Origin of the sequence: Streptomyces sp. NBC_00466 (assembly GCF_041433995.1) — a bacterium.
In the GTDB taxonomy this organism is placed as follows: domain Bacteria; phylum Actinomycetota; class Actinomycetes; order Streptomycetales; family Streptomycetaceae; genus Streptomyces.
This window is the reverse complement of record NZ_CP107896.1, coordinates 6,730,523-6,756,884: the sequence shown is the minus strand read 5'-3', so window position 1 is coordinate 6,756,884 and position 26,362 is coordinate 6,730,523. Positions and strand designations below refer to the sequence as shown.

The following is a 26,362-nucleotide window of genomic DNA, read 5'->3' as shown; positions in this document are numbered from 1 at the left end:
ATGGCCCGGACCCTCTCGTCCAGTTGGCCGACGCTGCTGCGCCGGCTGGAGTTCGTCGCGTACCCGGCGGCGGCCGGGGCGGCGTTCGCCGTGCTCTCGCTCGGTGTGGTGACCTGGCTGCCCGCGCTGGCCGCGATGGCGCACGCCCTGCAGCGGTGGCGGGTGGACGGCGACAGCCGGTGCTTCGTCCACACGTTCACCGCGTTCCCCCGGTACTGGCGGTCCCTGTGGCGGCACGGTCTGGTGTCCACCGCGGCCGCTGGGGTGCTCGCCGCCAACATCGTTCATCTGCTGGGCCGTTCGGAGCCCTGGACCTTCGTGGTGCTGGCCGCGCAGGTGGGGATCGCGGCCGCCGCGGTGATCCACCATGTGGCGCTCGCCGCCGAGGCGGGCCGGGACCCGGACGGTTCGGCCGGCGCCTGGACCCGGAGCGCGCTCGTACTCGGCTTCGGCTCGGCGGGCCGTGGCACCGCGCTCCTCGGCGCGGTGGTCTCGGCAGCGCTCCTCTCGCTCGTCGTACCGCTGGGTCCCCTGCTGCTCGGTCCCAGTGTTCCGGTACTGCTCGCCCTCTCCTTCGGCGACAGTCCGTCCCCGATCCATACCGCCTTCACCCGCAGTAAGGGGCCAGCGTGCTGAACCACAGAGACCACTCGCACCGCGGAGATCCCGGGCAGCGTGCCGACGCTCTGCCGGGAGCGACCAGCAGGCGTACCGTCCTGGCCGGAGCGGCGGCGGTCGGCGCGGCCGCCGTACTGCCCGCCGCCCTGGGAGCGAGCCCGGCGCGGGCCGCGACGGGCGGCGCCGCCGCGCTGCGGGAGCGCTGGCACACCCTGCTCACCGGCGGCCCGGACCTGGACCAGGGCGACCAGCGGATCGCGGCGGCCGTCGAGCGGGCCGGGCAGGCGGGGGCCACCGCGGTGAAGGGGCTCGACCCCACCCGGACCGACGGCCTCTTCCCCGATCTGACCGGCACGACGCTCTCCAACCAGGTCACGACGGCGTTCAAGCGGCTCGCCACGGCCGCGACCGCGTGGGCGGTCCCCGGCACCCCGCAGTACGGCGACACCGCGCTGCGCGATCTGCTGCTGGCCGGGGTCGACTGGATGCTGACGAACCGGTACGGAGCCGCCCACACCCGGTACGACAACGACTGGGACTGGGAGATCGGCTCGGCGCTCGCCCTCAACGACGCTGCGGTGCTCCTCCACGACGCGCTCGGCGCCGACCGGCTGGCCCGGATCACCGAAGCGGTGCGGCACTACACCCCGGACCCGAACCTCTGGCGGGCCGACCGGCAGATCGCGACCGGCGCCAACCGGGTGTGGATCTCGACGGTGGTCGCCGTCAACGCCGTGCTGCGGGACGACGGCGACGACCTGGTGCGGGTGCGCGACGCCCTGTCGGACACCGAGGGTTCGGGCGCCAACAGCGTGCTCGCCTTCAACGACGTGAGCGCGGCGGCGGAGGGCACCGGTGAGGGCTTCTACTCCGACGGGTCGTTCCTCCAGCACTACAAGCACCCGTACAACGGGGGGTACGGCAAGGAGCTGCTCAACAACCTCTCCCGGCTTCTGCATCTGCTCGCCGGGACCGGCTGGGCCGTCACCGATCCCGACCTGGACAACGTCCGCCGCTGGGTCGACGAGGGGTTCGACCCGCTGATCGCGCGCGGCGACGTGATGGCCTCGGTCTGCGGGCGCGAGATCGCCCGGCCCAGCAAGCAGGGCCATGTCTCGGCGCAGACGGTCATCGAGGCGGTGGTGCGGCTGATTCCCGGCTTCCCCGGCGAGACCGCCGACCGTTTCACCGCGCTGGTCAAGCAGTGGATCGCCGAGGACACGTACCGGGACTTCCTCGGCGTGACCGATCTGGCGTCGCTGGTCGCCGCGCGGCAGGTCATCGCGTCCGCGGTCCCCGCGCGCGGCCGGCTGGTCGCGCATCAGCAGTACCCGCGGATGGACAAGGCGGCGCACCACCGGCCGTCGTTCGCGCTCGGTGTCTCCGCCTACTCGACGCGGATCTACAACTACGAGTCGATCCAGAACGAGAACCTGCACGGCTGGCACCTCTCGGACGGGATGGTGCTGCTGTACACCGATGATCTCGGGCACTACAGCGAGGACTACTGGCCGACCGTCGACCCGGCGCGGCTGCCCGGCACCACCGTCGTGGCCGGCCGTCCGGCCGACGCCGCCGGGCAGCGCACCACCAGTACGGCGGACTGGGCGGGCGGGACCGCGCTGCCGGGGACGACGCTGGGCGCGTACGGCATGGAGCTGCGGGCGTACGGCTCCACGCTGACCGGGCTCAAGAGCTGGTTCTGTCTGGACGACGTGATCGCCTGCACCGGCTCCGGGATCACCGCGGACGCGGGCCGGGCCGAGACCGTCATCGAGAACCGCAAGCTGCGCGACGCGAGAGCGGCGCTGCTGGTCGACGGAGTGCCGGCGGCCACGGACGCCGGCTGGTCGGCCGGGCTCGACAAGGTGAGCTGGCTGCATCTGGAAGGCACCGGCGGCTATGTCTTCCCGGCGCCCGCCACACTGCGCGGCCTGCGTGAGGAACGTACGGCGGCCTGGCGCGAGATCAACACCAAATACGGCACGGACACCCCGGTGACCCGCCCCTATCTGACGCTGTGGCAGGACCACGGCGAGGCGCCGGACGGCGCCGGGTACTTCTGGCTCCAGGCCCCCGCCGCGTCGGCCGAACGTACCCGGCTGTGGTCGCAGGCCCCGCCCGTCGAGCTGACCGCGGCCACCCCCGCGGTCCACGCGGTACGGCGCGTCGCGGACGGTCTGCTCGCGGCGAACTTCTGGACCGCGGGCACGGCGCAGGAGCTCGCGTCGGACGGGCCGGCGTCGGTGCTGGTGCGGCCGGACGGGAAGACGGTCGCCGTGGCGCTCTCCGACCCGACCCAGCTGCGCGACTCGGTCACCGTCACGCTGGCGCAGCGCGGCCTCACCGTCGCATCGGCCGACCCCGGCGTGAGCACGGCCCCCACGCCGGACGGCATCCGGATCACCGCCGACACCTCGGGCCGCCACGGCGCGACCCTCGGTCTCACTCTGAAGAGGAGCTAGTCCCGTGCTGTTCGACATGGAGCTCGACCGGCTGCGCGAGTACCGGCCGGAGCCGCAGGAACCCGCGGACTTCGACGCGTTCTGGGAGAAGACGCTGGGCGAGAGCGCCCGGCACCCGGTGGACGCCGGGTTCGTCCCGTACGACGCCGGGTTCGCGACCGTCGACGTGTTCGACGTGACGTTCCGCGGCTGGGGCGGGCAGCCGGTGAAGGCCTGGCTGCTGCTGCCCCGCGACCGGGCGGAGCCGCTGCCCGCCGTGGTGCAGTACATCGGCTACAACGGCGGCCGGGGCATCCCTTACTCCTGGCTGACCTGGAGCGCGCTGGGCCACGCCCATCTGGTGATGGACAACCGCGGCCAGGGCGGTGGCGGCAAGCAGACGGCCGACACCCCGGACATCGGCCCCGACGGGCACGGTTCGTCGTCGCCCGGCTTCCTCACCCGCGGTATCGAGGACCCGCATCTGCACTACTACCGGCGCTTGATCACGGACGCGGTGCGGGCGGTCGACGCGGTGCGGTCCCATCCGGCGGTGGACGCCGCACGGGTCGCGGTCCTCGGCGGGAGTCAGGGCGGCGGCCTGTCACTGGCGGTCGCGGGGCTGCGCGACGACGTGGTGGCGGCCGTGGCCGACGTGCCGTTCCTCTGCCACTACCGCCGCGCCTCGCAGATCACCGACTCGGGGCCGTACGCGGAGATAGCGCGCTGGCTGTCCGGGCACCGGTTCCGGATCGGCGAGGCGATGGAGACGCTCTCCTATTTCGACGGGGTCAACTTCGCGGCGCGTGCCACCGCGCCCGCGTGGTTCTCGGTGGGGCTGATGGACAGGATCTGCCCGTCGTCCACGGTCTTCGCCGCCTATCACCGCTATGCGGGTCCCGCCGAGATCGAGGTGTTCCCGTACAACGGGCACGAGGGCGGCGCCGAGTACGACCTGCCGCGCAAGATCAAGGCGCTGCGCGGGGTCTTCGCCGGGTAGCCGCCCGCCCGGCCGGTCCCCCAGCCGGTCCCCCGCCCGATTCCCCCGGCCGCACCGCCCAGGAGACACGCTCAGGGGCCGGGTGCGGGCGCCCCCAGGGCCTCCGCGAACCGCCCGCCGTGCGTCACCCGCATGGCGGGCGTAGCCTCGTCGTGTACGTCTCACAGGCCTTGACCAGGCACATCTCAGGAGGCGACGTTGACAGGACACCGCACGGCCAGGCCACTGGCAGCAGGTGCGGCAGCAGTCGTTCTGACGATCGCCGCGGGCAGCTCAGCCGTGGCGGACGGCGGGACAGCATCGCTGCCGGCCCAGGAGATCGCCAACAAGGCACACGACGCCCTCTTCGGAACCTCGTCGCTGCACATCAGCGTCCACGGGAGGTTCGGTTCGAGGGGCACCCCCACCTCCATGGAACTCACCCTCGACCGGCAGGCCAACTGCCGGGGCTCGGTGAGCCTGGGCGGCCAGGGCTCCGTCCAGATCATCAAGCGGGGCCCCAAGATCTGGATCAAGCCGGACGCCGCGTTCTGGAAGAACCAGGTGCCGGGAGGCAACGCCGCCAACACGGCCCTCAACGGACGCTATCTCGAAGGCTCGTCGAACAACCTGCCGCTGCAGGGCCTGGCGCAGGTCTGCGATCTGAACTCGTTCCTCAAGACGAGTACGGAATCGGGCACTTCGGGTGGTGGTCACCTCACCAAGGGCAAGGTGACGAAGCTCCACGGAACCGACGTCGTCCCGGTCAGCGGGGTGCGCGGCGGCCAGCTGGAGACCCTGTACGTGGCGACGCACGGCAAGCCCTATCCCGTCCAGGTCGCGGTGAAGGCCAAGGACGGGACCACGCTGGCGACCGTGGGGTTCTCCGGCTTCGACCAACCCGTACCATCGAGCACTCCGTCGGCCGACCAGACGGTGGACATCTCCAGGCTGCGGACTCAGGTCGGCCCGGCCAACTCCACCTGAGAGCGGCCGGACCAGGGCGGGGCAGCCTGCCGGACAGCTGCGCGGGGGGCCGGGCCGGCCGAGGCCCGGTCCTCCACGTCATGCCGTACGGCTCAGGCCGCGCCCCGGCCGGAGCGGCGGCGGACTGCCAGGACGACACCGGCGCCACCGACCGCCACCGCCCCCAGCACGCCCGCGGTCAGCAGACCGGGCTGGGACATTCCGCTCCCGGAGAGCTCCTGGAGGGCGACGCCCTGCGGCTGCGGGTCGGTGATCCGCGCGGCGACCGGTGCCACGGGCCGGATCGGGCCGGCCGACCTGACGGAGCCGTCCTTGTTCAGCAGCACCTGTTTGCCGTTGGGGTGGCGGAAGTCGAGCATCCCGGAAAGCGATCCGGCCCGGGTGTCGAAGGAGTGGTCCCCGATACGCCCGGTGTGCCAGTTCTCCTCGACGAACTTGATGATGGAGGTCTGCTCGGTCCGGGTGTGGTCGATCTTGTTGACCTTGCCGTACGGGGAGATGACCATCAGCGGCTGACGGGCACCGGGACCGCACCGGTCGGCATAGCCGCCCGCCGCCGCCGGCCCCTTCTGGCAGGCCGGTGAGTCCACCGTCCTGCCGTTGGTCTGCTTGGTCATGTCCTTCGAGCCGTTGAGCGGCTTGGCGTACACGTGGTCGTACCAGCCGTCCGAGTCGTCGTAGGCGAGAACGACCGCCGTGTCCTTCCACTGCGGGGCCTGCTGGATCTTGTTGATCTGGCCGATCAGGAAGTCCTGCTCGTCAAGGGGGTCGGAGTATCCGGCGTGCCCGTCCTGGTAGGAGGGCGCCTTGAGGAAGCTCACCGCCGGCAGGTTGCCGGACTTGAGGGCGGCGTCGAAGTCCGTCAGGTCGTAGTTGTGGTTGGCCTGTCCGGCGTGACCGATCTCGGCGACCGACTTCGGGGCCACGTGGTGCGGGTTCGCCGTCGACCTGTAGTACTGGAAGGGGTCGTGGTGCGGGCTGTAGTCCACGACCTGCTCGCCGCCGACGTTGGCGTGCGTGGTGCCGCCGCACTTGGCGAGGTGGTCCGTCGTGCCGTCCCACGGGGTGCTCGGCCGGAAGCCGCCCTGGAACCAGCCCCAGCTGACGTTCTTCTCGTTGAGCCGGTCGCCGATGTTCTTGCCGCCCAGCTCGGCGAGGGAGGATTTGCTGGTGTGGTCGTTGCCCGAGCAGTCGTCGTAGGCCGGATCCGGGTCGGTGATCATGGTGCCGACGCCGTGCGCGTCCGGCGATGCGACCGCTGCGGGATCGGGCTTGTCGGTCCGCTTCGGATTCTCGGTGGAGGACGTGGGGTCGGTGGACACCACCCCGTGCGTCTGGCCCGAGACCAGTTCGATGGCGCCGGGTGACGAGGGGCCGTACGCCGAGCCGAAGGAGTTGTCGTTGAGGGCGTAGTGCTGGGCGTAGTTCCACATCGCGGTGACGGTGTTGCCGTCGAAGTAGTCCATCGCCAGGCCGGGTTCGCCGAAGAGGTTGCCCGAGCACTTGCCCGAGTCGGTGTTCTCGACGAACTTGTCGGCCTTGCCGCCGTTGTATGCGTACTGCTCGGGACCGTACGAGTGGTTCTGGTCGCAGGTCATGGCCTGGTCCGGGGTGAGCCGCTTGGGCAGGTACTGGTTGGGGTTCTTGTCGAGCAGACCGGCCGTACGGAGATTGTCGATGTCGCGCGGCGTGTGCGGGGAGGGGGTGAACTTCGTACCGTCGGTGTTCGCGGCGTGCGGATAGGTCGCGAAGTAGTGGTCGAAGGAGATGTTCTCGTCGAAGAGCACCACCAGGTGTTTCACCGGCGTCGCCGTGGAACTCCCGTGGTGCGCTGCGGCGGGCGCCGTGGCCCAGACGGGTGCGGCGCCGCCGAGTACGGTCAGCGCGGCGGCGCCGGCCAGCGCTCCCCAGCGGCGCGCGCCCCCTCCTCTGCCCTTGCTGCCCATGCGCTTCCGCCTTCCGCTTCGGCCGTGCACCCTGTCATGCACCGCTCATCATGCTGACACGATGCATCACGATGACACGGGAGTGAACATCTGGCATCCGGTGGGAAAACAAAATTCAGCAAACAAACTGTTGAGTCAACCGCCTGGACCACCCGCCGACCGGACGGCCCGTCAGGGCGCGGAGTCAGGACGACCGGCGTACGTCGCAGAGAGCCGCGATGTCCGCCAGCCGCTCCACCAGTCCGCTCACGGCCGCGTTCACCTTCTCGCGCTGTGCGCGGCCGAGCCGGGCGGGCGGGGTCCAGTGCCCGCCGTGCTCCTGACGGTCCAGCACCGCCCCGGTCCGGTCGAGTTCACCGTCCAGCTGCTTCAGCCGCGGGTACCTGCCGGTGAGTACCGGGCGCAGCCGGGAGAGGACCACCCGGGTGCCGTCGAGATTGGCACGGGCCGTCGCGAGATTGCTGCCGCTGCCGTAGTCGGTGCGGCCCGTCAGCTCGAACTGCACGGTGTTCTCCAGGATTTCGTGCGCCCGCAGCCCGAGGTCGAGCGGGTCCATCCGGGCCTGCCGCCACGCCGTACGCAGGGTCAGTACGTCCTTGACCAGCCGGTCGGCGAACGGGCGCAGAGCGGTGGCGGACTCGTCGTGCCACAGCCCGTACTCGATGCGGTGGAAGCCGGTGAAGTCCTTGTCGTGTACGCCGCCGGCCAGGCCCGCGGTCGTTCCGTTGATCGCCGCGTCGGCGTCACCGAACGTGCCGTAGGCGGCGCCCAGCCGCTCGTAGTCGAGGTGCGCGGTGAGCCAGGCCCTCCGGGCCGTCGCCCGGTCGCCCGCGCGGACCGCGGTGTCGAGCTTCCGTGCGGCGCCGACGAGTGAACCCATCCGGCCGGTGACCCACTTCTGGTAGCTCAGCGTCGGCGGGATCAGATCGTGCTGGCTGACGGGCACCGCCGCCGGGCCGCCACGGCCGCTGCCGCCCGGCACCCGCACGGTGGGCCCCGTGACGGAAGCGGCGTCGTCCGGGAAGCAGCCGAAAGCGTAGGAGCCGGCCGCGATGGTCACCCGGAGCGCCCGGGTGGTGCCGGGCCCGAGCCCTTCCAGCTCGCCGTACACGGCGCCGCTCGACGCGTCCTTCAGATACACCTCGACCGGCGTGCCCGACGTGTTGTGCACATCGAAGACCTGGGTACCGGGGCGCGGGTCGTGCCAGCCGGTACCGCAGCTGCCCGCCGACGCTTCGACACCGGTGTGCGGCAGACCGTCGGAGTGCCCGGCGGTGGAGTGTCCGTGACCGCCCAGCAGCCCGGCTGCTCCGGCGCCCGCGAGCGCCAGCACTGCTGCCAGCGCCGCGCCGCCCGCGATCACCGCACGGCGCGGACGACGTACGCCTTTCCTGTCCGGCACACCGGCCTCCTGACGCAGCAGCACGCGCACGCGGAAGAACGACATCGTAGACCGTGGTGGATCAACAGCCCCGGGCACAGCCGGGATTCACCGCACGCCGTCCTCCCCGTCCGTCCGTCGCTTTCCGGCCGGACGGGCGCGTACGTGCATCCGCTCCCCCTGCTTGCCGAACAGGCTGAGGAACTCCACGGCCTCCGGGCCCGCGCCGTCCCACGCGTGCGGGGTACGGGTGTCGAACTCGGCCACCTCACCCGCGCCGAGGACCAACTCCTGCTCGCCCAGGACGAGCCGCAGCTTCCCGGACAGGACGTAGAGCCACTCGTACCCTTCGTGCACCCGCGGTTCCAGCTGCCCCGGCCGCCGCTGTCCGGCCGGGATGATCTGCTTGTAGGCGTGCAGCCCGCCGAGGTGGCGGGTCAGCGGGATGAAGGTCGTCCCATGGCGCTTGACCGGGCGGGGGTGGATACGCGGGTCGCCGGTCGGCGGGGCGTCGACCAGCTCGTCCAGTTGCACGCCGTACGCCTTCGCCAGCGGCAGCAACAGCTCCAGCGTGGGTTTGCGCATCCCGGACTCCAGCCGCGACAGAGTGCTCACCGAGATCCCGGTCTCCTCGGCCAGTTGGGCGAGGGTGATGTCGCGGTCCCTGCGCAGCACGCGCAGCCTGGGTCCCACCGCCGTCAGCACGGATGCCAAGTCGTCGCCTGTCGTCTCTCCGGCCATGCCCTGCCCCTTCACGGTCGTCCGGCCTGTCACCCTCATTTGCCGTCCTGGCAAGAGGTTCTGTCAACCGGCCCGGCCTGTGACCGGCCCCGTTGATAACCTCCCCGGGTGACGATCGCAGCAGAGGCGGATGAACCCGCGAGGGGCGAGCCCGCAGCCGGTTCCGCGCAGCCACGGCAGTTCATCGTGACGGTGTACGGCCTGTACTCCAGGACCGAGGGCGGCTGGCTCTCGGTGGCCACCCTGATCGAGCTGCTCGCGGACCTGGGCATCGAGGCTCCCGCCGTACGGTCGTCGATCTCCCGGCTGAAGCGGCGGGGCCTCCTGCGGGCCGAACGGCGGAACGGCTCGGCGGGGTACGCACTCTCCGACGAGGGCCTTTCGGTCCTGCGCGAGGGCGACCACCGGATCTTCCGCCGGGACCGCGCGACACCGGCCGACGGGTGGCTCCTCGCGGTCTTCTCGGTACCGGAGTCCGAGCGCAGCAAGCGGCACCTGATGCGCTCCCGGCTGACGCGGCTCGGGTTCGGTACGGCCTCCGCCGGGGTCTACATCGCTCCGGCGCATCTGTACGACGCCACGGCCGAGATGCTGCGCCGGCTGGAACTGGACGGCTACGCCGACCTCTTCCACGCCGATCACCTGGCGTTCGGCCCGCTGGAGGAGAAGGTCAGGGAGTGGTGGGATCTCGACCAACTGGAGCTGCTGTACGGCGAGTTCGTCCGGAAGCACGAGGGGGTTCCGGACCGCCTGCAGGCCGATGACGACAGCAACGGCGGCACCGGCACAGCCGAGCGTGACGCGTTCGTGGACTACGTCCGGGTGCTGACCGACTGGCGGCAGCTCCCGTACCTCGATCCGGGACTCCCGGCGGAGCTGCTTCCGGACGACTGGGTCGGGATCCGGGCCGCCGAGCTGTTCTTCACGCTCCAGTCCCGGCTGGAGAACGGCGCGCGCGCCTATGTCGCGAGAAGGCCCTGACCGCGCGACTAACGCGCGGTCCAGCCGCCGTCGAGCGAGAGTGAGGTACCGGTGATGAACGCGGCCTGCGGCGTACAGAGATAGGCCACGGCCTCGGCGACCTCGTCCGGCTCGACAAGCCGTTTGAGCGCCGATTCCTTCAGCAGTACCTCGCTGACCACCTGCTCACGCGGGATCCCGTGGGCGGCGGCCTGGTCGGCGATCTGCCGCTCGACCAGCGGGGTGCGCACATAGCCGGGGTTCACGCAGTTCGACGTCACACCGTGCGGGGCGCCTTCGAGCGCTGCCGTCTTGGAGAGCCCTTCGAGCCCGTGCTTGGCCGACACATACGCGGACTTGTACGCGGAGGCCCGCAGCCCGTGCACGGACGAGAGATTGACGATCCGGCCCCAGCCCTGTCCGTACATGTGCGGGAGGGCGCCCCTGATCAGCCGGAAGGGCGCCTCCAGCATCACGGTCAGGATGGTGTGGAAGACCTCGGGCGGGAAGTCCTCGATGGGCCGCACGAGTTGCAGGCCCGCGTTGTTCACGAGGACGTCCGTACCGGCGGCGGCCCGCTCCGCGGCGTCGAGGTCGGTCAGGTCGAGTCCGTACGCTTCGACGGCGCCGGGCAGCCCGGTAGCCCGTCCGGCGAGCGCTTCGAGCCCCGCCTCGTCGCGGTCCACGGCCCGCACCGTGGCACCGGCGGCGGCGAGGCGGAGCGCACAGGCGGCGCCGATGCCGCTCGCGGCCCCGGTGACGAGTGCGGTACGGCCCGCGAGATCGAGGCCGAGCGGGGCGGATGCGGACGCGGGAGCGGGGTGCGTGGTCATGGGGCCACAGCCTAGGCGTCAGGTCCGGGGGCGAAGGTGGCCGGTTCGAACCAGGTGGGGCCGTCGGCGAGGGCCCGCTTGATCCGGGTCAGCGCGAAGTCGGCCAGCTCCGGAAGAGCGTCGACGGCGAACCAGCCGACATCCAGGGACTCGTCGTCATTGACCCGGAGCGCTCCCCCCGTCGCCCGGCAGAGCAGGCTGATGTCCATGAACTGGCAGTGGTCGCCGTTCGGGTACTGGATCTTCCTGAGCGCCTGGACGAGGACCACCCGCTCCACCACGCACCGTACGGCTGTCTCCTCGTAGACCTCCCGGACGGCCGTGTCGGCGGGCTGCTCACCCGGCTCCGGGATGCCACCGATGATCGACCACTTACCGGTGTCGGCGCGCCGGTTGAGCAGCACCCGCCCCTCGTCGTCGAAGACGATGGCACTCACACCGGGCAGCAGGAGCAGCTGGTGGCCGGCGGTGGCCCGGATCTCGCGGATGAAGTCAGGAGTAGCCATGCCCCGACCCTAACCGGCGCCCCGGCCGGCTCCTTCAGGGCCTGCGCCGCCGCACCGAGCGGGTGGCCGCCCAGCCGACGCCGCCGGCGGCGAGCGCGACGAGCAGCCACTCGGGAAGCGTCCCCATCCGGGTGGCCGGGGTCTCCGACGAGCGCTTCGGCACATCGGCCACCAGCGCGGCGGCGGTGAACATCTTGGTCTGCTGCGCGACCGATCCGTCCGGCCGGATGACCGCGCTCACCCCGGTGGTGACGGGGACCATCACGGCCCTGCTGTGCTCGACGGCCCGTACCCGCGACATCGCGAGCTGCTGGTAGGTCATCTCGCTGCGGTCGAAGGTGGCGTTGTTGCTCGGTACGGAGATGATCTGCGCCCCCGCCTTCACCTGGTCCCTTACGGTCCAGTCGAACGCGGCCTCGTAACAGGTGACAGGCCCGACCCTGGTGCCCGCCATGTCGAAGTCGGCTGCCTTGTGCCCCGGGACGAAGTCCTTGCGGACCAGATCCACGTCGGAGCTGAACAGCCGGAAGAACGACCGGTCGGGCATGTACTCGCCGAACGGCTGGAGCCGGCGCTTGTTGTACGTGTCGACGGGGCCCTTCTTGGGGTCCCAGAGGATCTGCTGATTGAGCGGCGCACCCGCCCCGTTGTCCGGGGTGACGACGGCGCCGACCGAGATGGGCGCCTTGATCGCCTTGGCCGCCTCGTCGATCTCGTCGTACGCGTCGGCGTTGAGGTACGGGTCGATGTCCGACGAGTTCTCCGGCCACAGCACCAGGTCCGGCTGCTTGGCCCGGCCCGCCTTCACATCGGCTGCCAGCTTCAGCGTCTCCTTCACATGGTGGTCGAGCACCGCGCGGCGCTGGGTGGCGAAGTCGAGTCCCATCCGGGGGACGTTCCCCTGGATGAGGGCGACCGTGGCCGTGCCGTCCTGGGCGCTGGTGCTGACCAGCGGCAGCGCGGCGAACCCGCCCGCGACCGGCGCGACGGCGAGGACGGCGGCGGTGACGATCCGGCGGTCCGCGAAGTGCCGCAGAGTGACCCAGCGGCGTACCAGCTCGCCCAGGCCGAAGCCGCAGAGGACGACGGCGAAGCCGAGCAGCGGCGTCCCTCCGACGGCGGCCAGCGGCAGGAAGACGCCCTCGGGCTGCCCGAAGGCCACCTTCCCCCAGGGGAACCCGCCGAACGGCACCCGGGCGCGTGCCGCTTCGACGGCGATCCACGCCGCGGCGGCCCAGAGCGGGCCGAGCGGCAGCCGGGAGACGTACGCGATGCCCGCACCCGCGACAGCGATGAAGAGCGCTTCGACCGCCGCCAGGCCCAGCCAGGGGCCGGGTCCGACCTCGACACCCGTCCAGACCAGCAGCGGCAGCAGATACCCGAGGCCAGCGAGGTAGCCGAGGCCGAATCCGGCCCGGGCCCGGCGTCCGTGCAGGGCGAGCCCCAGCACGGCGAAGGCGACGGGTGCCAGCCACCACAAGGGCCGTGGCGGGAAACTGGCGTACAGCAGCAGGCCGGACGCGGCAGCGGCGGCGGGCCGTGCGAGGCGGCGGGTCAGCCGCCGTCCGCGCGACTCTTCGGCGGGCTGCGGGGCGAGCCGCTCGGACTCGGCCGTGGGTGTGGTGGGGGCGCTCACCAGGCGGAGTCTACGGTGGCGGGCTGTGCGTCCGGCAAGTGCGGCGCTGTGCGTCCGGCAGACGCGGCCCGCAGGCAGCGGCGGCGGACGGGGCGGTCACGCCCGGAGCGGCGCCCCGGGCGGCCGGTCAGCCGGGCGAGAGCCGCAGCCGGTCGCGGATGATCCGGACGGCCGCCTCCGCGTCGTCGACCGTGACAGTGAAACTCCGGCCGTCCCCCAGGGTGAGGACCAGGCCCTCCCCGCGGCGCACCACCACGGCGGTCCCCATCTCGGGGCGCCACCGGTACCCCCAGCCGCCCCACTGGCGCGGAGTCACGGCCGGATCGAAGTCGGCGCCCACCACATGGTCGAGCAGGATGCGGCGGCGCGGCAGACCGATGTAGCCGCAGCGGACCTCGAAGGAGTGCTCGTCGACCTTCACCGAGACATGTACGAAGGCGAGCGTGCCGTAGAGCATCATCAGGCCGGCCAGCACACAGCCGATCACGGCCATCAGCAGCGGCACACTGTCGGCGGTCCAGGTGGAGTCCACAGCCAGTTCGATCCCGAGCGCCAGACACGCGGCCCCGGCGAACGAGAGCAGCCACTGCACACGGTTGGTCGCATGGCCGGTCCAGACCCGGGGGCCGGGCTCGCTGTGGTCCCTCATGCGTAGCAGCCTACCCACGTTCCGCGGAGGCGGCGGTGGTCCGGCGGAGGACGAGGCGCTCAGTACGCGGGGCTGACGGCCTGGAGCAGGCGCCCTTCCGCGTACGTCAGTGCGGCGGTGGGAAGTGGTCCCTCGCGTCCGCTGAGGAGCACCGTCAGCCGGGGGCCCGGAGCGCTGTCGGACACGGGCCCGGCCCCGGTGCGGCGCAGAGCCTGGGCGGCCACGGCCCCGGCCGAGCCGTACAGCTCGACGGCCGGGCTGCCGTGCTGCCGGACGGCGTCGGCGATCCGCTCACCGACCAGTTCGTAATGGGTGCAGCCAAGGACGACGGCCCTTACGCCGGACGGGGTGAGCGCCGCTGCCGCGGCCACGGCCTCGTCGATCGCGGCCTCGTCGGCGCGCTCGATGGCGTCGGCGAGGCCGGGACAGGGCACCTCCGTGACGTCGGCGCCGGTGGCGAACTCGCGGATCAGCGCGCGCTGGTAGTCGCTGCCGGTGGTCGCCGGGGTCGCCCAGATCGCGAAGGACCCCCCGTCGGCGGCGGCCGGCTTGATGGCGGGCACCGTGCCGATGACCGGGATGTCCGGTTCGAGCGCGGCGCGGATGGCCGGCAGGGCGTGCACACTCGCGGTGTTGCAGGCGACGATCAGTGCGTCCGGCCGGTGAGCGGCGGCCGCGCGTGCCACCGCCAGAGCGTGCGCGGTGACGTCGTGGGGCGCACGTGGCCCCCACGGCATGCTGCCGGGGTCGCTGGACAGCACCAGATCGGCGTCGGGCTGCTGACGGCGTACCGCGGCGGCAGCCGCGAGCAGGCCGATTCCGGAGTCCATGAGCGCGATCTTCACCCGGTCACCCTAGTCGACAGCTCGTCCTGGCCCACCCCGGTGGGGCAGACTTCGGCGGATGAGCGCCATTGCCTGGATCGCCGTGTGTTCGCTGGCCGTGTGGATGTGGCTGCTGCTGGGGCAGGGGTTCTTCTGGCGGACGGACCAGCGCCTGCCACCGCGTGCCGCCCCCGCCGTCTGGCCGTCCGTAGCGGTGATCGTGCCGGCCAGGGACGAGGCCGGGGTCCTGCCGCTGAGCCTCCCCTCGCTGCTGGCCCAGGACTATCCCGGCGACGCCGAGGTCTTCCTGGTCGACGACGGGAGCTCCGACGGCACCGGAGAGCTGGCCGTACAGCTGTCGGCACGCCACGGCGGCCTCCCGCTGACCGTCGTCTCCCCCGGCGAGCCGGAGCCCGGCTGGACGGGGAAGCTGTGGGCGCTGCGGTACGGGATCGGACTGGCGCGTGCGCGGGAGCCCGAATATCTGCTGCTGACGGACGCCGACATCGCCCATGAGCCGGACAGCCTGCGCGAGTTGGTGGCCGCCGCGTGTTCGGCCCGGCTCGACCTGGTGTCCCAGATGGCGCGGCTGCGCGTCGCGAGCTTCTGGGAGCGGCAGGTCGTACCCGCGTTCGTGTACTTCTTCGCCCAGCTGTACCCGTTCCGGTGGATCAACCGGCCAGGGGCCCGTACCGCGGCCGCGGCCGGGGGCTGCGTACTGCTGCGGACCGAGGCGGCGGAGCGGGCCGGTGTTCCGGAGTCCATCAGGCAGGCGGTGATCGACGACGTGTCGCTGGCCCGCGCGGTGCAGCGCAGCGGCGGCCGCATCTGGCTGGGGCTCGCCGAGCGGGTGGACAGCGTGCGCCCCTATCCGGGGCTCGGCGAGCTGTGGCGGATGGTCTCGCGCAGCGCGTACGCCCAGCTCCGGCACAGCCTTCTGCTGCTCACCGGCACGGTGCTCGGTCTCGCGCTGATCTATCTCGCGCCGCCGCTCACGCTGGTCGCCGGTCTTCTGTGGCGTGATGAGCCCGCCGCGTGGGCCGGCGGGCTCGCCTGGCTGGTGATGGCGGGCAGCTATCTGCCGATGCTGCGCTACTACCGCCAGTCGCCGCTGCTCGCCCTGGCCCTGCCGTTCACCGCGCTGCTGTATCTGCTGATGACGGTCGACTCGGCGGTGCAGCACTACCGCGGGCGCGGCGCCGCCTGGAAGGGGCGGACCTACTCCAGGCCGGAACCGGAACCGGAACAGAAACCGGAACCGCGACCGGAGCCGGGACCGGGTGCGGTCGGCGCCGCGGACGCCCGGACCGGACCCGACGTCCCGCCCGGAGCGGCGCAGGATCTCTGAGCGCCGCTCCACGGGGTCCGCCGCGATCGTCCCCGGCGGACCGCGGGCCCTGGGTGCTCACTTCCTGCCGGGTGTCCAGTTCATGCCCCAGCCGTACGCCTGGTCGATGGTGCGCTGCGGGCTGACGCCACGGTCGGGCACCAGATAGCGGGCCTCGCGCTGGACGACGAGATCCCCGGCGTTGTTGGTGATGAGCGCCAGCGCGCAGACCGTGGAGGGCACGGTGCATTCGTCGAGCGAGAAGTCGATGGCCGCGCCGTTCTGCGGCTGGAGCGTGACCGTCGCATGCAGATCGGCGAAACTCTTCGCCCCTTCGTAGATCGTCACGAAGATGAGGACCCGTCTGATGTTGTTCTTCTGGTCGAGGTTGAGGGTGAGATTCTCCCCGGCCGAAACGGAGCCGGTGCGGTCGTCGCCGTCGAGATGGATGTACGGCGGCCTGCTCAGCGATCCGAACGCGTTGCCCAGCGCCTGTACGACGCCCTTGCGGCCGTCGGTCAGCTCGTAGAGCGCGCAGAGGTCGAGGTCGATACCGGAGTTCCCGGCGACGGCCTTGCCGAGTTTGGCCGCCCAGCCCTTGGGCTGCTGCTGGCGGGTCACCCAGTTGAGGTTGACCCGCATGGCCCCCGATGTCCCGCCCTGCTTGGCGAGGGAGACCGCCGGCGCCGCCTTCGTGAGGGTGACCTTGCTCAGCCGTACCGGGGCGGGCGGTGCGGCGGGCGGCGGCGGGGGTGCGGGGGCGCTGTACGGCGCGGCGGGAGCGGCCTGCGGGGCCGCGGGTGGGGCAGGAGGCGCCGGTGGGGCGGCCGGGCTCTGCGGGGCGGGCTTCCGCGAGTCGTCCACGGTGATCCCGAAGTCCGTGGCCAGCCCTTCGAGCCCGCTGCCGTACCCCTGCCCGACGGCACGGAACTTCCAGGCGCCCTGTCGCCGGTAGAGTTCACCGAGGAGGAAGGCCGTCTCCACCGTCGCGTCCTGGCTGTCGAACCGGGCGATCTCCGTACCGTCCGCCGCGTCGGACACCCGGATGTACAGCCCGGGCACCCGTCCGAAGCTGCCCCCGTCGGCCGATGCCGCGAGGACCACCCGCTCGATGGCGGGCTCCACCAGCGAGAGGTCGACCGAGAGGGTGTCGGTCGCGGTGGACGGTGTGGTCGTCTTGCCCTCGTGGCGGACGGCACCCGATGCGTGCTGCGGCTGGTTGTAAAAGACGAAGTCGGCGTCCGTGCGAACCTTTCCCGATGCCAGCAACAGGGCCGAGGCATCGACATCCGGCACCCCCGGACCCGGCCGCCATCCCAATTCGACCCGCACGGCCTGAGCCGACACCGGAACATTGGTTCCCTTAAGCATTGACATGCTCGCCCCCAACTGGCGTCGTGAAGCCGTAGATTTCCGTACGGCCAACCTAATCCCAGCCACCGGTGAGCGCCCCCGGCGAGCACGGGAAGATCGTTGCGCCATCTGATGGCAACCCGCCGGTAACCCGCCCGCGAGCAGGCCACTACCCCATCAGAGTCGGGCCTGACGACCGTTTTTGGCAAGTTCGCTCGCATTGGGGATCCACAGTCACCCGGAACGCGCAAAACAACCCTCTTATCGGGCTCCCCAATCAGCACATCGTGGGCTTTACTTATGTGCCATGACGTCCCCCCGTGCGACCTACGGTGGCGGGTACTACTCCGCACCATCCTTCCCGGACACCCCTATCTACGATTCTCTTGTCGCAGAGCGGGGCACTCCTCAGATCGCTCCGATCCGAGTCCCTTCGGCTTACGACACCGGCAACAGCTATCTGCCGGCACTGCCGTCGGCGCTTCCCGCGCTGCCGGCCGGTCCTTCGCAGCAGGCGCCGTCCTACGGCTATCCGCAGCCCATGGCCCAGCCCGCGCCCATGCAGCACACGCCGGCCCCGTACATTCCGCAGCAGGCCACGTCGCCGCGCGGCTACCCGGGACCGCAGCAACAGCCGCAGCGGCCCGTCGGCGGCGCCGGTTACGAGGCGATGCGTCCCGCGGCGCAGCGGCCCGCGCCCTCGCCGTACGAGGATCCGTACAACCGCCCCTACCAGGGCCGCGGATACTGACGGTCCTTCCGGCACCTCAGGACCGGATGGCAGGGCGACTGCCGTGTCGCAACCGGTTCCTGCGGTTCTGCACAGAATCCACATCCATCCGGTCACGTCCCTCACGGGGTGTACGTCGGGTTCGGCCGCGGTCGAACCCTGGGGACTGACCGGGGACAAGCGGTGGATGCCCGTGGACGAGGACGGTAGCGCCGTCACCCAACGCCGGTACCCACGGCCGGCGTTGGCAGCCGCCGAGCACTGCCCGGCGGCCGTGGTCAGGCTGTCCGCGCCGGGGGCGCGAGACGCTGCCGCCGACGGCGCTCTCCTCGCCCGACGCGCCCTCGGCCCCCTCGTCGCGGCGGCGGTCCACCGGAAGAAGGTCCCCTTCCGATGGACCAGTTCCGGCCAAATATTGTCGCGTCCGGCTCGCAGGCCCGGGCCGAGGACGGCCGCGCCGGAGAACCCTCGCCCTCCACCGCGTGGACAATGACCTGCTGGGCGGCGGAATACCGTCCCCGGGAGGACCGGCGCCCCGCACGCCGGTGATCCGGCGCACATCCTCGGATGAGACGGTTTCCCAGGGAACTCACAGCTACGGCAGGCTCGTTGTACGGGGTGAGATTGATCTCGCCGCGCCCCGTCGTGGGCAGGCCGTGCGGTGGGGTCGGGACGGAAGCGGAAGGGGGTGCGGGACGGTGCGAGCAGCAGTCGGTGTGTGGCGTTGGCGGCACAATCCCCTGCGCCGTGGGACCGATCTCGCCGAGGCGTGGGTGGCGCTCGTCGCGCTGCTGCTCATCGCCGTCGCGGCGCCGCTCGTGGGGTGGCTCTGCGGCTCCCTCACCGGCAGCGCCCTCCAGGACACCGCCAGGGCCCAGCGCCGGCACCGGCACACGGCGACCGCCACGGTGGTGCGTGCGCTGCCGGACCGGTCGGCACTGGCCGCCAACCCCGACGGGATCTCGGACGCCGTGCCGCGGGGCCGGGCCGCCGTCGTATGGACCGGTGCGGACGGCCGTCGGCACAGCGGGGTGCTCTCCACGTTCAAGGGCGGCAATCTGCCCGGTGACCGCTTGCGCATCTGGACCGACGACCGCGGACACCTCGTCAACAGACCCATGAGGCCCCGCACGGTGCGGGCCCGCGCGGTGCTCGCGGGCTTCGGGGCGGCCGCCGGGACGGCGGGGCTCATCGTGGCCGGGCGGCGTCTCGTCGTATGGCGTCTGGTGCGGCGGCGGTACGTGAGACTCGACCGCGCCTGGAGTGAAGCCGGTCCCGACTGGGGACGCACGGGCACAGGCAGCTGAGACCGCCTCTCGCGTCAACTCCCGCGTCCCGCGCGCGCTACGGTGGGGCCACATCCGTCGGGCACACGAGGTGGGGGCACAACAGCGCCATGGCACAGGGCACGGTCCAGGTGACGTACACCGGAACATCGAGGTGGCGGCGCCGCACAGGCGAGTACGTCTCCCTCGCCGCAGCCCTGGAGGCCGCAGGCGACGGTGACATCCTCACGGTTGCTCCCGGCACGTACCGCGAGAACCTCGTCGTCCAGCACGCGATCACGCTGCGCGGCGCGGACGGTGCGGTCGGCTCGGTGCGGATCGCGCCCGCCGACGGCATCCCGCTCACCGTGCGGGCGTCCGCGGTCGTCCAGGACCTCCAGGTCGAGGGGCAGGACTCGTCGGCGCCCGCGCTGCTCGTCGAGGAGGGCACCCCCGAACTGCTGGGGCTGCGGATCGTCACTCGCTCCGCCGTCGGCATCGAGGTGCGCGGGGCGGCCCGGCCGACCGTGCGCCGCTGCACGGTGGACAATCCGGCGGGCGTCGGAATCGGTGTACTGGACGGCGCCGGCGGGGTGTTCGAGGAGTGCGAGGTGGTCGCGGCCGGCCAGTCGGGCATCTCGGTGCACGGCGGGGCGCACCCCAGGATCGAGGGCTGCCGGGTCCACCACGCGTCCGGGGCCGGGCTGAGCGTCTCCGGCGACGGCAGCGGCCTTGAGGCCTTCGGCTGCGAGATCTACGAGGTCAAGGGCACCGGTGTGCAGGTCGCCGCGCGCGCGTCGGCCCATCTCACCGACTGCACCGTGCACCGCACATCGGCCGACGGCGTCACGCTCGACACGGACGCGGTGCTGACGCTGTCGGACTGCGACATCCATGACATCCCGGAGAACGCGGTCGATCTGCGGTCCCGTTCGGTGCTCACGCTGACGCGCTCGACCGTCCGGCGCTTCGGGCGCAACGGGCTGTCGGTCTGGGATCCGGGCACCCGGGTGGATGCCAACCAGTGCGAGATCCACGACAGTACGGGCGACTACCCGGCCGTCTGGGTCAGCGACGGGGCGACGGTGGTGCTGGACTCCTGCCGGGTGCACGACGTGCCGGACGCGATCTTCGTACTGGACCGCGGCTCACGGGCCGACGTGGTCGACAGCGATCTCTCACAGGTGCGGAACACGGCGGTCTCGGTGAGCGACGGCGCCACAGCGCAGCTGGACGACTGCCGCATCCGGGACGCGTCCACCGGTGCCTGGTTCCGCGACCACGGCAGCGGCGGCACGCTCAGCGGCTGCACCATCGACGCGGCGCAGACCGGTGTCATCGTCACCAAGGGCGCCGATCCGAGGATCGAGCGGTGCACCGTGACCTCGCCGGCCGAGGCGGGCTTCTATGTCTCGGCCGGGGGGCGCGGCACGTTCCACAACTGCCGGGTGACGGGCAGCGCCGGGTACGGCTTCCATGTCATAGACGGCTGCCGCACCACCCTGACCCGCTGCCGTACTGAGCGGTGCGCGCGCAGCGGTTACGAGTTCGCCGACGGCACCCTGGGTGAGGGCGGCGGGGGCGGCCCGGTGGTGGAGGACTGCGCCAGCGACGAGAGCGCCCTGCTCACCGAGGTGCACGGGGCGCCCGCCGTGGAGGCTCCCGCCGTGGCGACCGCGACGCAGACGCCCGGTCTGCTCGGCGCGCTGCCCGGTCCCCGGCCGGGCCAGTCCGCCGCGCAGCCGTCCGCCGCCGCTCCCGGCCCCGCAGCCGAGCCCATACGCTCCTCGGTGGACGTCCTGGGTGAACTCGACGCCCTGGTGGGTCTGGAGAGCGTCAAGCGTGAGGTGCGTGCCCTCACCGACATGATCGAGATCGGCAGGCGGCGCGCCGCCGCCGGCCTCAAGGCGGCATCCGCCCGCCGCCATCTGGTGTTCACCGGCTCCCCCGGCACCGGCAAGACCACGGTGGCCCGGCTGTACGGCGAGATCCTCGCCTCGCTCGGAGTGCTGGAGCGTGGACATCTTGTCGAGGTCTCCCGGGTCGACCTGGTGGGCGAGCACATCGGCTCGACGGCCATCCGCACCCAGGAGGCGTTCGACCGGGCCAGGGGCGGGGTGCTCTTCATCGATGAGGCGTACGCCCTCTCCCCCGAGGACTCGGGGCGGGACTTCGGCAAGGAAGCCATCGACACACTGGTCAAGCTGATGGAGGACCACCGGGATGCGGTGGTGGTGATCGTCGCCGGGTACACCGCGGAGATGGAGCGCTTCCTGGGCGTCAACCCCGGTGTGGCGTCCCGTTTCTCGCGCACCATCACCTTCGGCGACTACGCGCCCGAGGAGTTGCTGCGGATCGTCGAGCAGCAGGCGGAGGAGCACGAGTACCGGCTCGGCGACGGCGCGCCGGAGGCCCTGCTGAAGTACTTCACGGTGCTGCCCAAGGGGCCCGCCTTCGGCAACGGCAGGACCGCCCGGCAGACGTTCGAGTCCATGGTGGAACGGCACGCCGGCCGGGTGGCCCAGTTCTCCGAGATGTCGACCGACGATCTCAGTCTGCTGTTTCCGGAGGATCTGCCGGAACTGCCGTGACCTGACCGGAACCGGCTTCTCTGGATGAACCGGCCTCTCCGGATGCGGCCTGGCGTGTTCCGGCCTGTCCGGCTCCGGGGTCTCCCCCGGGAGGCCGGCCCGGGTTCTGGTGCAGTGCCTGGCGTGGCACCGTCGTCGCCAGCCGGTCCAGCAGCGCCGCGCGCTCCTCGGCGTACGCCGGGTCTGCCTGGTAGTCGGAGTGGCCCAGGACCGGGTCCGGCAGCGGGTGTTCGCGGGTTCTGCCGTAGGCCGCCGGATCGAGCAGTGGTCCCCGGTCGACGTCACCGTCGCGCAGCACCCAGCCCCCGATGGGGTCCGTGGCCCGCCACAGATTGCGCCAGCAGGGCACTTCCCGGTGCAGCCCGTCCAGGCAGTCGGGCCCGAAGTACGCCGGGAACCACCGCCCGTACAGCCGCTCCAACGGTGCGCCGTAGGTGAGCAGCGCGACCCTGCGGCGGGTACGGGCGGGCAGCTGCCAGACCGCGGCCGCCGCCAGGACGCTGCCCTGTGAGTGGCCCGAGATGACGAGCCTGCCGCCGGTGCGGTCGGTCCAGGTGAACATGCGCCACGTCAGGTCGGGGACCGCGCGTTCGGCGTAGCAGGGCGGCGCGAAGGGGTGCGCCGCGCGCGGCCAGAAGGTGCCGACGTCCCAGAGGATGCCGACGCTGCGCCGGGCCGACGCGTCGCGGTACGCGCGCCTGCCCAGGGTGACGAACAGTATGAAGCCGAGACCGACCAGCCAGGACCCTGCCGCCTGTGCGGCGTCGGTGGCGGACGCGATGAAGGAGGGCGCCTCGTCGGCCGCCCGGCCCGGCACCTGGTCGCTGAGCCAGGAGCCAGCCAGCGCGCCCCCTCCGAGCAGCAGGGTGGCCGCCGAGACGATGCCGACGAACGGCGGTGCGGCGTCGGTGAGCTGGGCGCGGGCGCGGACCCCGGCGATCTGCCGGGTGCGCACGGTGTCCGGTTTCTCGTGCGGGTAGTCCGCCATGAGGGTCCCCGCGATCAGGCGTTCCCGGTGCAGGGTGCGCAGGGCGTAGTAGGCGACCGGGAGCAGCAGCAGGAGCAGCAGCACCGGGATGACGGACGCCTGCCAGCTGAGCAGCACCGGCGGTCCCGCGATGGAGCTCTTCCTGCCCATCCCCGGGGTGCCCGGCCCGTCGAGCCAGTCGGCCACGCGCTGGGCGACACCGCCGGTCATCACGCCGCCGAGCGCGCAGGCGAGCAGGGCGACCGCGGGTCCGGCGAGTCCGCGCAGTGCGGTACGGGTGTGGGGGGCCCGGCGGTACATCGCCATGGCGACGGCGGCCAGCACGACGACGAGGGCGAGTTGGGCGAGGGTCAGGATGCCGAAGCTGCGGTCGCCCGGGAGGGTGCCGCCCGACTCCCAGCCGGGCCGTGACCAGGCGGCGTAGAGGGCGGAGAGTCCGAGCAGGGTCAGTGCGCCGCCCGGCAGCAGGGTGACGACCGCCCGGTCGAGTTCCTCGTCGAGCCGGGTCTCCGTGCGGCCCCTGCGGCAGACCACCCACACCACAACTCCGGCCGCTACAAGGATTGTTGCCTCCAGAAGCCAGCCGATGGCCTCCAGGAGTGTCGCCGACGAGCGGCGGTCGAAGGCGGCGGCCGCGACGGTGAGCGCGGCGGCGACGGTCAGGAATCCCGCGGCGGTGTGGGCCGCGCGCAGCCGGGCCACGAGCCTGCGCCCGTACCAGAACCCGGGCCTGCCGAGCGCCGGCCCGGAGCCGGCCCCGGCGCCCGCGCCCTCGCCGTCGTCCGGGTCTCCGGCATCCGCCGCACGGGCGTCGTCGCCCAGCGGCTGCTGGGACTCGTACGCGCTCCAGGTGCGGTTGGAGAGGTACCAGAGCAGCGCGGTCAGAGCCGAGGGGACGAGCGCGGCCACGGCCAGCCTCCGGCCGGGCTGCGCCCACCAGCCGCCGTGCGCGGCGGCCAGGAACCCGAGCCAGGACTTGCCGTCGGAGCAGCCGGGCGATCCGGCGCACTGCCAGGCCGTCAGATCGAGTGCCACCTCGCAGGCCGACGCGACCAGCAGCACGGTGAGGCTCAGCGCGACGAGCCGCACCAGCACGCCGTACAGCCGGACCGCCCGTACCCCGCCGCGGCCGGAGGGCAGCATCCAGTGGGCGAGGTTGACGACCATGAAGGGGAGCAGCAGCAGCCACAGGGCGCGGGCGCTGTTGCCGGAAGTGAGGTTGGACCAGACGTACGCCTCGGGGACCGGCCGGTCCCGGGTGCCATGCGGGTGCGCCTCAGCGTCGGCGTCGGCGGCACGGCGGTAGACGGCCGCCGTCTCGTCGCCGGTGATCCGGACGGTGTGCGCGTCACCGAGCATCCCCTGCGGGGTGGCTCCGCCGACGCCGTGAACGAGGAGTTCGAGGGCGGGGGCACCGCTCTCACCGGGGGACGGGGATGGGGACACTGCGGTGACTCGCTCTCGTGGAGGGGACGGCCGGCGGTGTGTGTCCAGAATCCTGGACGGCTGCGGCCCGCCGCACGGCTCTCACTGAATCTCCCCCCGGAAGAGGACAGGCAACCAGTGGCGCGGCCGGGAACTCTGCGTGCGAGGATGAGGGATCCCCGTTGGCCGGGGGTGAGGGTCTTCTCTTCGGACCGTGCCGGACCCCGCGGGCCCGGCACGGTCCAGACGGAAGAACCTGGCTCCTGGCCACCGCATCGGCGCGTGGAAGGACCGGACTCTGCGGTGAGCGACAATCAGAATCTGCTCGCGGAGCAGCGTCGCGCCCTGATCCTCGACGAGGTACGGCGGCGGGGCGGCGTCCGCGTCAACGAACTCACCCGCAAACTCAACGTCTCGGACATGACGGTCCGCCGGGACCTGGACGCGCTGGCGCGTCAGGGTGTCATCGAGAAGGTGCACGGCGGCGCGGTGCCGGTGGTCGAGGCGTCCACGCACGAGCCGGGGTTCGAGGCCAAGTCCGGTCTCGAACTGAGCGCCAAGGAGGACATCGCGCGGGCCGCGGCGGCGATGGCCGCGCCGGGCAGTGCCATCGCCCTGTCCGGCGGGACCACGACCTATGCCCTCGCCCAGCACCTGCTGGACGTTCCGGATCTGACCGTGGTGACGAACTCGGTGCGCGTCGCCGATGTCTTCCACACCGCCCAGCGGGTCATGGGCGGGGGCGGGCAGCGGCCGGGCGCCGCGACGGTGGTGCTGACCGGCGGGGTGCGTACGCCGTCGGACTCGCTGGTGGGCCCGGTGGCCGACCAGGCGATCAGGTCGCTCCACTTCGATGTGCTGTTCCTCGGTGTGCACGGCATATCGGCAGAGGCGGGGCTCTCCACGCCCAACCTCGCGGAGGCGGAGACGAACCGCAGGTTCGTGCAGTCCGCGCGGCGGGTGGTGGTGGTCGCCGACCACACCAAGTGGGGCACCGTCGGGCTGAGTTCGTTCGCGACGCTGGAGGACGTGGACGCGTTCGTCACCGACTCCGGGCTGACCGGAGGGGCGCGCGAGGAGATCACCGAGTATCTGCCGGGGCTTGTCGTGGCGGGTGGCCGCGAGGACACCGGCTGACGGTCGCGGCCGCGCCCCTCGTGATCGGCGGGGACCAGTCCGGAACGCCGCCGGCCACGAAGGACCGGGTGGGGTCCGCACGAAGCGCCGTACGGGCCCCGGCGAGCAACCGGCCAGGAAAGGAAATCCCGCGCGTGTCCGAACCGCGGAATGACGGCGTGCAGCGGCCCGCCCTGATGGTCACCAGGCCCTGCGCGGCCCCGGCGGCCGCGGTTCTGCTGCTGCACGGCGGCCGGGCCGACGGGCTGCGTCCGCCGCCGCCATGGAATCTGCCGGAGGCCCGGATGCGGCCCATCGGCGCGCGGATCGCCGAGGCCACCGCGGGGCACTCCGTGCTGCTGGGACGGGTCCGCTACCGCCACCGCGGCTGGAACGGCACCCGCGCGGATGCCGCATACGACGCACGTCGCGCCCTCGACGAACTCGCCGCGACCGCGGGCGAGATCCCGGTGCTGCTCGTCGGGCACTCCATGGGGGGCCGTGCGGCGCTGAGCGCGGCATCGCACCCGCTGGTACGGGCGGTGGTCGGCCTGGCCCCCTGGTGCCCGCCGGACGAGGCGGCCGGTCATCTGGGCGGCCGCACGGTCGTGCTGCTGCACGGGGACCGGGACCGTACGACCGATGCCAGGGGGAGCGCCGACTTCGTGCGCCGGGCGCGGGAATCCGGCACCCGGGCGTGTGCTCTGACGATCACGGGCGGGGATCACGCGATGCTTCGCCGACCCGGCGTCTGGCACGCGCTCACGGCCGGCACGGTAGCGGGTCTGCTGGAGCTGGCCCCGCTGCCCCGGGCGGTGGAACAGGCGCTGGACTCCGGGGCAGCGCAGACGGTCTGAGGGCCGGCGCGCCAGTCGTACGGAGTGATTCTTACCGCCCAGTAGCGAAAGGGGGGAAGGCGGGCGGCAGTTGAAGCGGCTCGCCGGAGTCCGCGGCAACTGCGGCTTCCCGCCGGTACGGACGGCTGAAGAGCCGGTACAGACAGCTGATAAAGCGTCAGCTATGGTATCCGGGCCCGTCCCCCACCGACCTCCGGAGGTGCGGC

General features: G+C 72.1%; 22 protein-coding genes. 12 read left to right on the top strand and 10 right to left on the bottom strand.

The window, feature by feature from the left end; translation table 11 throughout:
* The 4 genes from OG210_RS30330 (at position 1) to OG210_RS30315 (ending at position 5,028) form a co-directional block, all read left to right on the top strand.
* Positions 1-636, top strand: coding sequence for a DUF624 domain-containing protein (locus tag OG210_RS30330; RefSeq protein WP_328323774.1), 636 nt, complete (start codon positions 1-3; stop codon positions 634-636).
* A complete protein-coding gene (locus tag OG210_RS30325; RefSeq protein WP_328323776.1) occupies positions 630-3,083 on the top strand; it encodes a polysaccharide lyase 8 family protein in 2,454 nt (817 codons plus the stop codon). Before OG210_RS30330 ends, OG210_RS30325 begins: the two co-directional genes overlap by 7 nt.
* Before the next feature lie 4 nt (positions 3,084-3,087).
* Positions 3,088-4,062 (top strand): acetylxylan esterase, encoded by a 975-nt coding sequence (locus tag OG210_RS30320; protein ID WP_328323778.1) that lies wholly within the window; start codon positions 3,088-3,090, stop codon positions 4,060-4,062.
* A gap of 198 nt (positions 4,063-4,260) precedes the next feature.
* A complete protein-coding gene (locus OG210_RS30315) occupies positions 4,261-5,028 on the top strand; it encodes a hypothetical protein (protein ID WP_328323780.1) in 768 nt (255 codons plus the stop codon).
* 92 nt (positions 5,029-5,120) lie between these two features.
* Here OG210_RS30315 and OG210_RS30310 read toward each other — a convergent pair whose 3' ends face one another.
* From OG210_RS30310 to OG210_RS30300, 3 genes are all read right to left on the bottom strand, one after another.
* A complete protein-coding gene (locus tag OG210_RS30310) occupies positions 5,121-6,974 on the bottom strand; it encodes an alkaline phosphatase family protein (protein ID WP_328323782.1) in 1,854 nt (617 codons plus the stop codon).
* Positions 6,975-7,158: 184 nt separating this feature from the next.
* On the bottom strand, positions 7,159-8,421 hold the full coding sequence (locus tag OG210_RS30305; RefSeq protein ID WP_328323784.1) for an EfeM/EfeO family lipoprotein: 1,263 nt from the start codon (positions 8,419-8,421) through the stop codon (positions 7,159-7,161).
* A 42-nt stretch (positions 8,422-8,463) separates the two neighbouring features.
* The gene (locus OG210_RS30300; protein ID WP_328323786.1) at positions 8,464-9,096 is read right to left on the bottom strand and encodes an XRE family transcriptional regulator; all 633 of its coding nucleotides are present in this window, start codon (positions 9,094-9,096) and stop codon (positions 8,464-8,466) included.
* A gap of 114 nt (positions 9,097-9,210) precedes the next feature.
* Here OG210_RS30300 and OG210_RS30295 point away from each other — a divergent pair, with 114 nt between their 5' ends.
* A complete protein-coding gene (locus OG210_RS30295) occupies positions 9,211-10,077 on the top strand; it encodes a PaaX family transcriptional regulator C-terminal domain-containing protein (RefSeq protein WP_371540544.1) in 867 nt (288 codons plus the stop codon).
* 8 nt (positions 10,078-10,085) lie between these two features.
* Here OG210_RS30295 and OG210_RS30290 read toward each other — a convergent pair whose 3' ends face one another.
* The 5 genes from OG210_RS30290 to OG210_RS30270 form a co-directional block, all read right to left on the bottom strand.
* Positions 10,086-10,889, bottom strand: coding sequence for a 3-hydroxybutyrate dehydrogenase (locus OG210_RS30290; RefSeq protein WP_328323789.1), 804 nt, complete (start codon positions 10,887-10,889; stop codon positions 10,086-10,088).
* 11 nt (positions 10,890-10,900) lie between these two features.
* Positions 10,901-11,395, bottom strand: coding sequence for an NUDIX domain-containing protein (locus tag OG210_RS30285; RefSeq protein WP_328323791.1), 495 nt, complete (start codon positions 11,393-11,395; stop codon positions 10,901-10,903).
* A 34-nt stretch (positions 11,396-11,429) separates the two neighbouring features.
* The gene (lnt, locus tag OG210_RS30280; protein ID WP_328323793.1) at positions 11,430-13,031 is read right to left on the bottom strand and encodes an apolipoprotein N-acyltransferase; all 1,602 of its coding nucleotides are present in this window, start codon (positions 13,029-13,031) and stop codon (positions 11,430-11,432) included.
* A gap of 127 nt (positions 13,032-13,158) precedes the next feature.
* A complete protein-coding gene (locus OG210_RS30275) occupies positions 13,159-13,680 on the bottom strand; it encodes a hypothetical protein (protein WP_328323795.1) in 522 nt (173 codons plus the stop codon).
* A 59-nt stretch (positions 13,681-13,739) separates the two neighbouring features.
* A complete protein-coding gene (locus OG210_RS30270; RefSeq protein WP_371539720.1) occupies positions 13,740-14,525 on the bottom strand; it encodes a glutamate racemase in 786 nt (261 codons plus the stop codon).
* 58 nt (positions 14,526-14,583) lie between these two features.
* Between OG210_RS30270 and OG210_RS30265 the strand changes: the two genes are divergently transcribed.
* Positions 14,584-15,852 (top strand): glycosyltransferase, encoded by a 1,269-nt coding sequence (locus tag OG210_RS30265; protein WP_371539718.1) that lies wholly within the window; start codon positions 14,584-14,586, stop codon positions 15,850-15,852.
* A 57-nt stretch (positions 15,853-15,909) separates the two neighbouring features.
* Here OG210_RS30265 and OG210_RS30260 read toward each other — a convergent pair whose 3' ends face one another.
* The gene (locus OG210_RS30260; protein ID WP_371539715.1) at positions 15,910-17,208 is read right to left on the bottom strand and encodes a TerD family protein; all 1,299 of its coding nucleotides are present in this window, start codon (positions 17,206-17,208) and stop codon (positions 15,910-15,912) included.
* 283 nt (positions 17,209-17,491) lie between these two features.
* Here OG210_RS30260 and OG210_RS30255 point away from each other — a divergent pair, with 283 nt between their 5' ends.
* The 4 genes from OG210_RS30255 to OG210_RS30240 all read left to right on the top strand — a co-directional run bounded on the left by OG210_RS30255 (position 17,492) and on the right by OG210_RS30240 (position 21,770).
* Complete coding sequence (locus tag OG210_RS30255; protein WP_328323803.1) at positions 17,492-17,935, top strand: DUF6643 family protein; 444 nt, start codon at positions 17,492-17,494, stop codon at positions 17,933-17,935.
* Positions 17,936-17,978: 43 nt separating this feature from the next.
* Positions 17,979-18,407, top strand: a complete 429-nt coding sequence (locus OG210_RS30250; RefSeq protein WP_371539711.1) for an MOSC N-terminal beta barrel domain-containing protein — start codon at positions 17,979-17,981, stop codon at positions 18,405-18,407.
* A gap of 205 nt (positions 18,408-18,612) precedes the next feature.
* The gene (locus OG210_RS30245; RefSeq protein ID WP_328323805.1) at positions 18,613-19,221 is read left to right on the top strand and encodes a hypothetical protein; all 609 of its coding nucleotides are present in this window, start codon (positions 18,613-18,615) and stop codon (positions 19,219-19,221) included.
* An 89-nt stretch (positions 19,222-19,310) separates the two neighbouring features.
* Positions 19,311-21,770 carry a right-handed parallel beta-helix repeat-containing protein gene (locus OG210_RS30240; protein ID WP_371539708.1) on the top strand — a complete coding sequence of 820 codons (2,460 nt, stop codon included), beginning with the start codon at positions 19,311-19,313 and terminating at the stop codon, positions 21,768-21,770.
* Here the strand turns inward: OG210_RS30240 and OG210_RS30235 are convergent.
* On the bottom strand, positions 21,730-24,117 hold the full coding sequence (locus tag OG210_RS30235) for a hypothetical protein (protein ID WP_328335303.1): 2,388 nt from the start codon (positions 24,115-24,117) through the stop codon (positions 21,730-21,732). The two genes, OG210_RS30240 and OG210_RS30235, sit on opposite strands and share 41 nt — an antisense overlap.
* A 369-nt stretch (positions 24,118-24,486) precedes the next feature.
* Here OG210_RS30235 and OG210_RS30230 point away from each other — a divergent pair, with 369 nt between their 5' ends.
* Both OG210_RS30230 and OG210_RS30225 read left to right on the top strand, forming a co-directional pair.
* Positions 24,487-25,320 (top strand): DeoR/GlpR family DNA-binding transcription regulator, encoded by an 834-nt coding sequence (locus OG210_RS30230; RefSeq protein WP_371539705.1) that lies wholly within the window; start codon positions 24,487-24,489, stop codon positions 25,318-25,320.
* 134 nt (positions 25,321-25,454) lie between these two features.
* Positions 25,455-26,156, top strand: a complete 702-nt coding sequence (locus OG210_RS30225; RefSeq protein WP_371539702.1) for an alpha/beta hydrolase — start codon at positions 25,455-25,457, stop codon at positions 26,154-26,156.
* Positions 26,157-26,362: the final 206 nt, after the last annotated feature.

What these genes read in the sequence shown, in the direction of transcription:
- OG210_RS30275 (WP_328323795.1), bottom strand. Translation starts at nt 13,680, where the DNA reads ATGAGGGACCACAGCGAGCCCGGCCCCCGGGTCTGGACCGGCCATGCG.
- OG210_RS30285 (WP_328323791.1), bottom strand. Translation starts at nt 11,395, where the DNA reads ATGGCTACTCCTGACTTCATCCGCGAGATCCGGGCCACCGCCGGCCAC.
- OG210_RS30300 (WP_328323786.1), bottom strand. Translation starts at nt 9,096, where the DNA reads ATGGCCGGAGAGACGACAGGCGACGACTTGGCATCCGTGCTGACGGCG.
- OG210_RS30330 (WP_328323774.1), top strand. Translation starts at nt 1, where the DNA reads ATGGCCCGGACCCTCTCGTCCAGTTGGCCGACGCTGCTGCGCCGGCTG.
- OG210_RS30260 (WP_371539715.1), bottom strand. Translation starts at nt 17,208, where the DNA reads ATGTCAATGCTTAAGGGAACCAATGTTCCGGTGTCGGCTCAGGCCGTG.
- OG210_RS30265 (WP_371539718.1), top strand. Translation starts at nt 14,584, where the DNA reads ATGAGCGCCATTGCCTGGATCGCCGTGTGTTCGCTGGCCGTGTGGATG.
- OG210_RS30310 (WP_328323782.1), bottom strand. Translation starts at nt 6,974, where the DNA reads ATGGGCAGCAAGGGCAGAGGAGGGGGCGCGCGCCGCTGGGGAGCGCTG.
- OG210_RS30290 (WP_328323789.1), bottom strand. Translation starts at nt 10,889, where the DNA reads ATGACCACGCACCCCGCTCCCGCGTCCGCATCCGCCCCGCTCGGCCTC.
- OG210_RS30240 (WP_371539708.1), top strand. Translation starts at nt 19,311, where the DNA reads ATGGCACAGGGCACGGTCCAGGTGACGTACACCGGAACATCGAGGTGG.
- OG210_RS30235 (WP_328335303.1), bottom strand. Translation starts at nt 24,117, where the DNA reads ATGCTCGGTGACGCGCACACCGTCCGGATCACCGGCGACGAGACGGCG.
- OG210_RS30255 (WP_328323803.1), top strand. Translation starts at nt 17,492, where the DNA reads ATGACGTCCCCCCGTGCGACCTACGGTGGCGGGTACTACTCCGCACCA.
- OG210_RS30305 (WP_328323784.1), bottom strand. Translation starts at nt 8,421, where the DNA reads ATGTCGTTCTTCCGCGTGCGCGTGCTGCTGCGTCAGGAGGCCGGTGTG.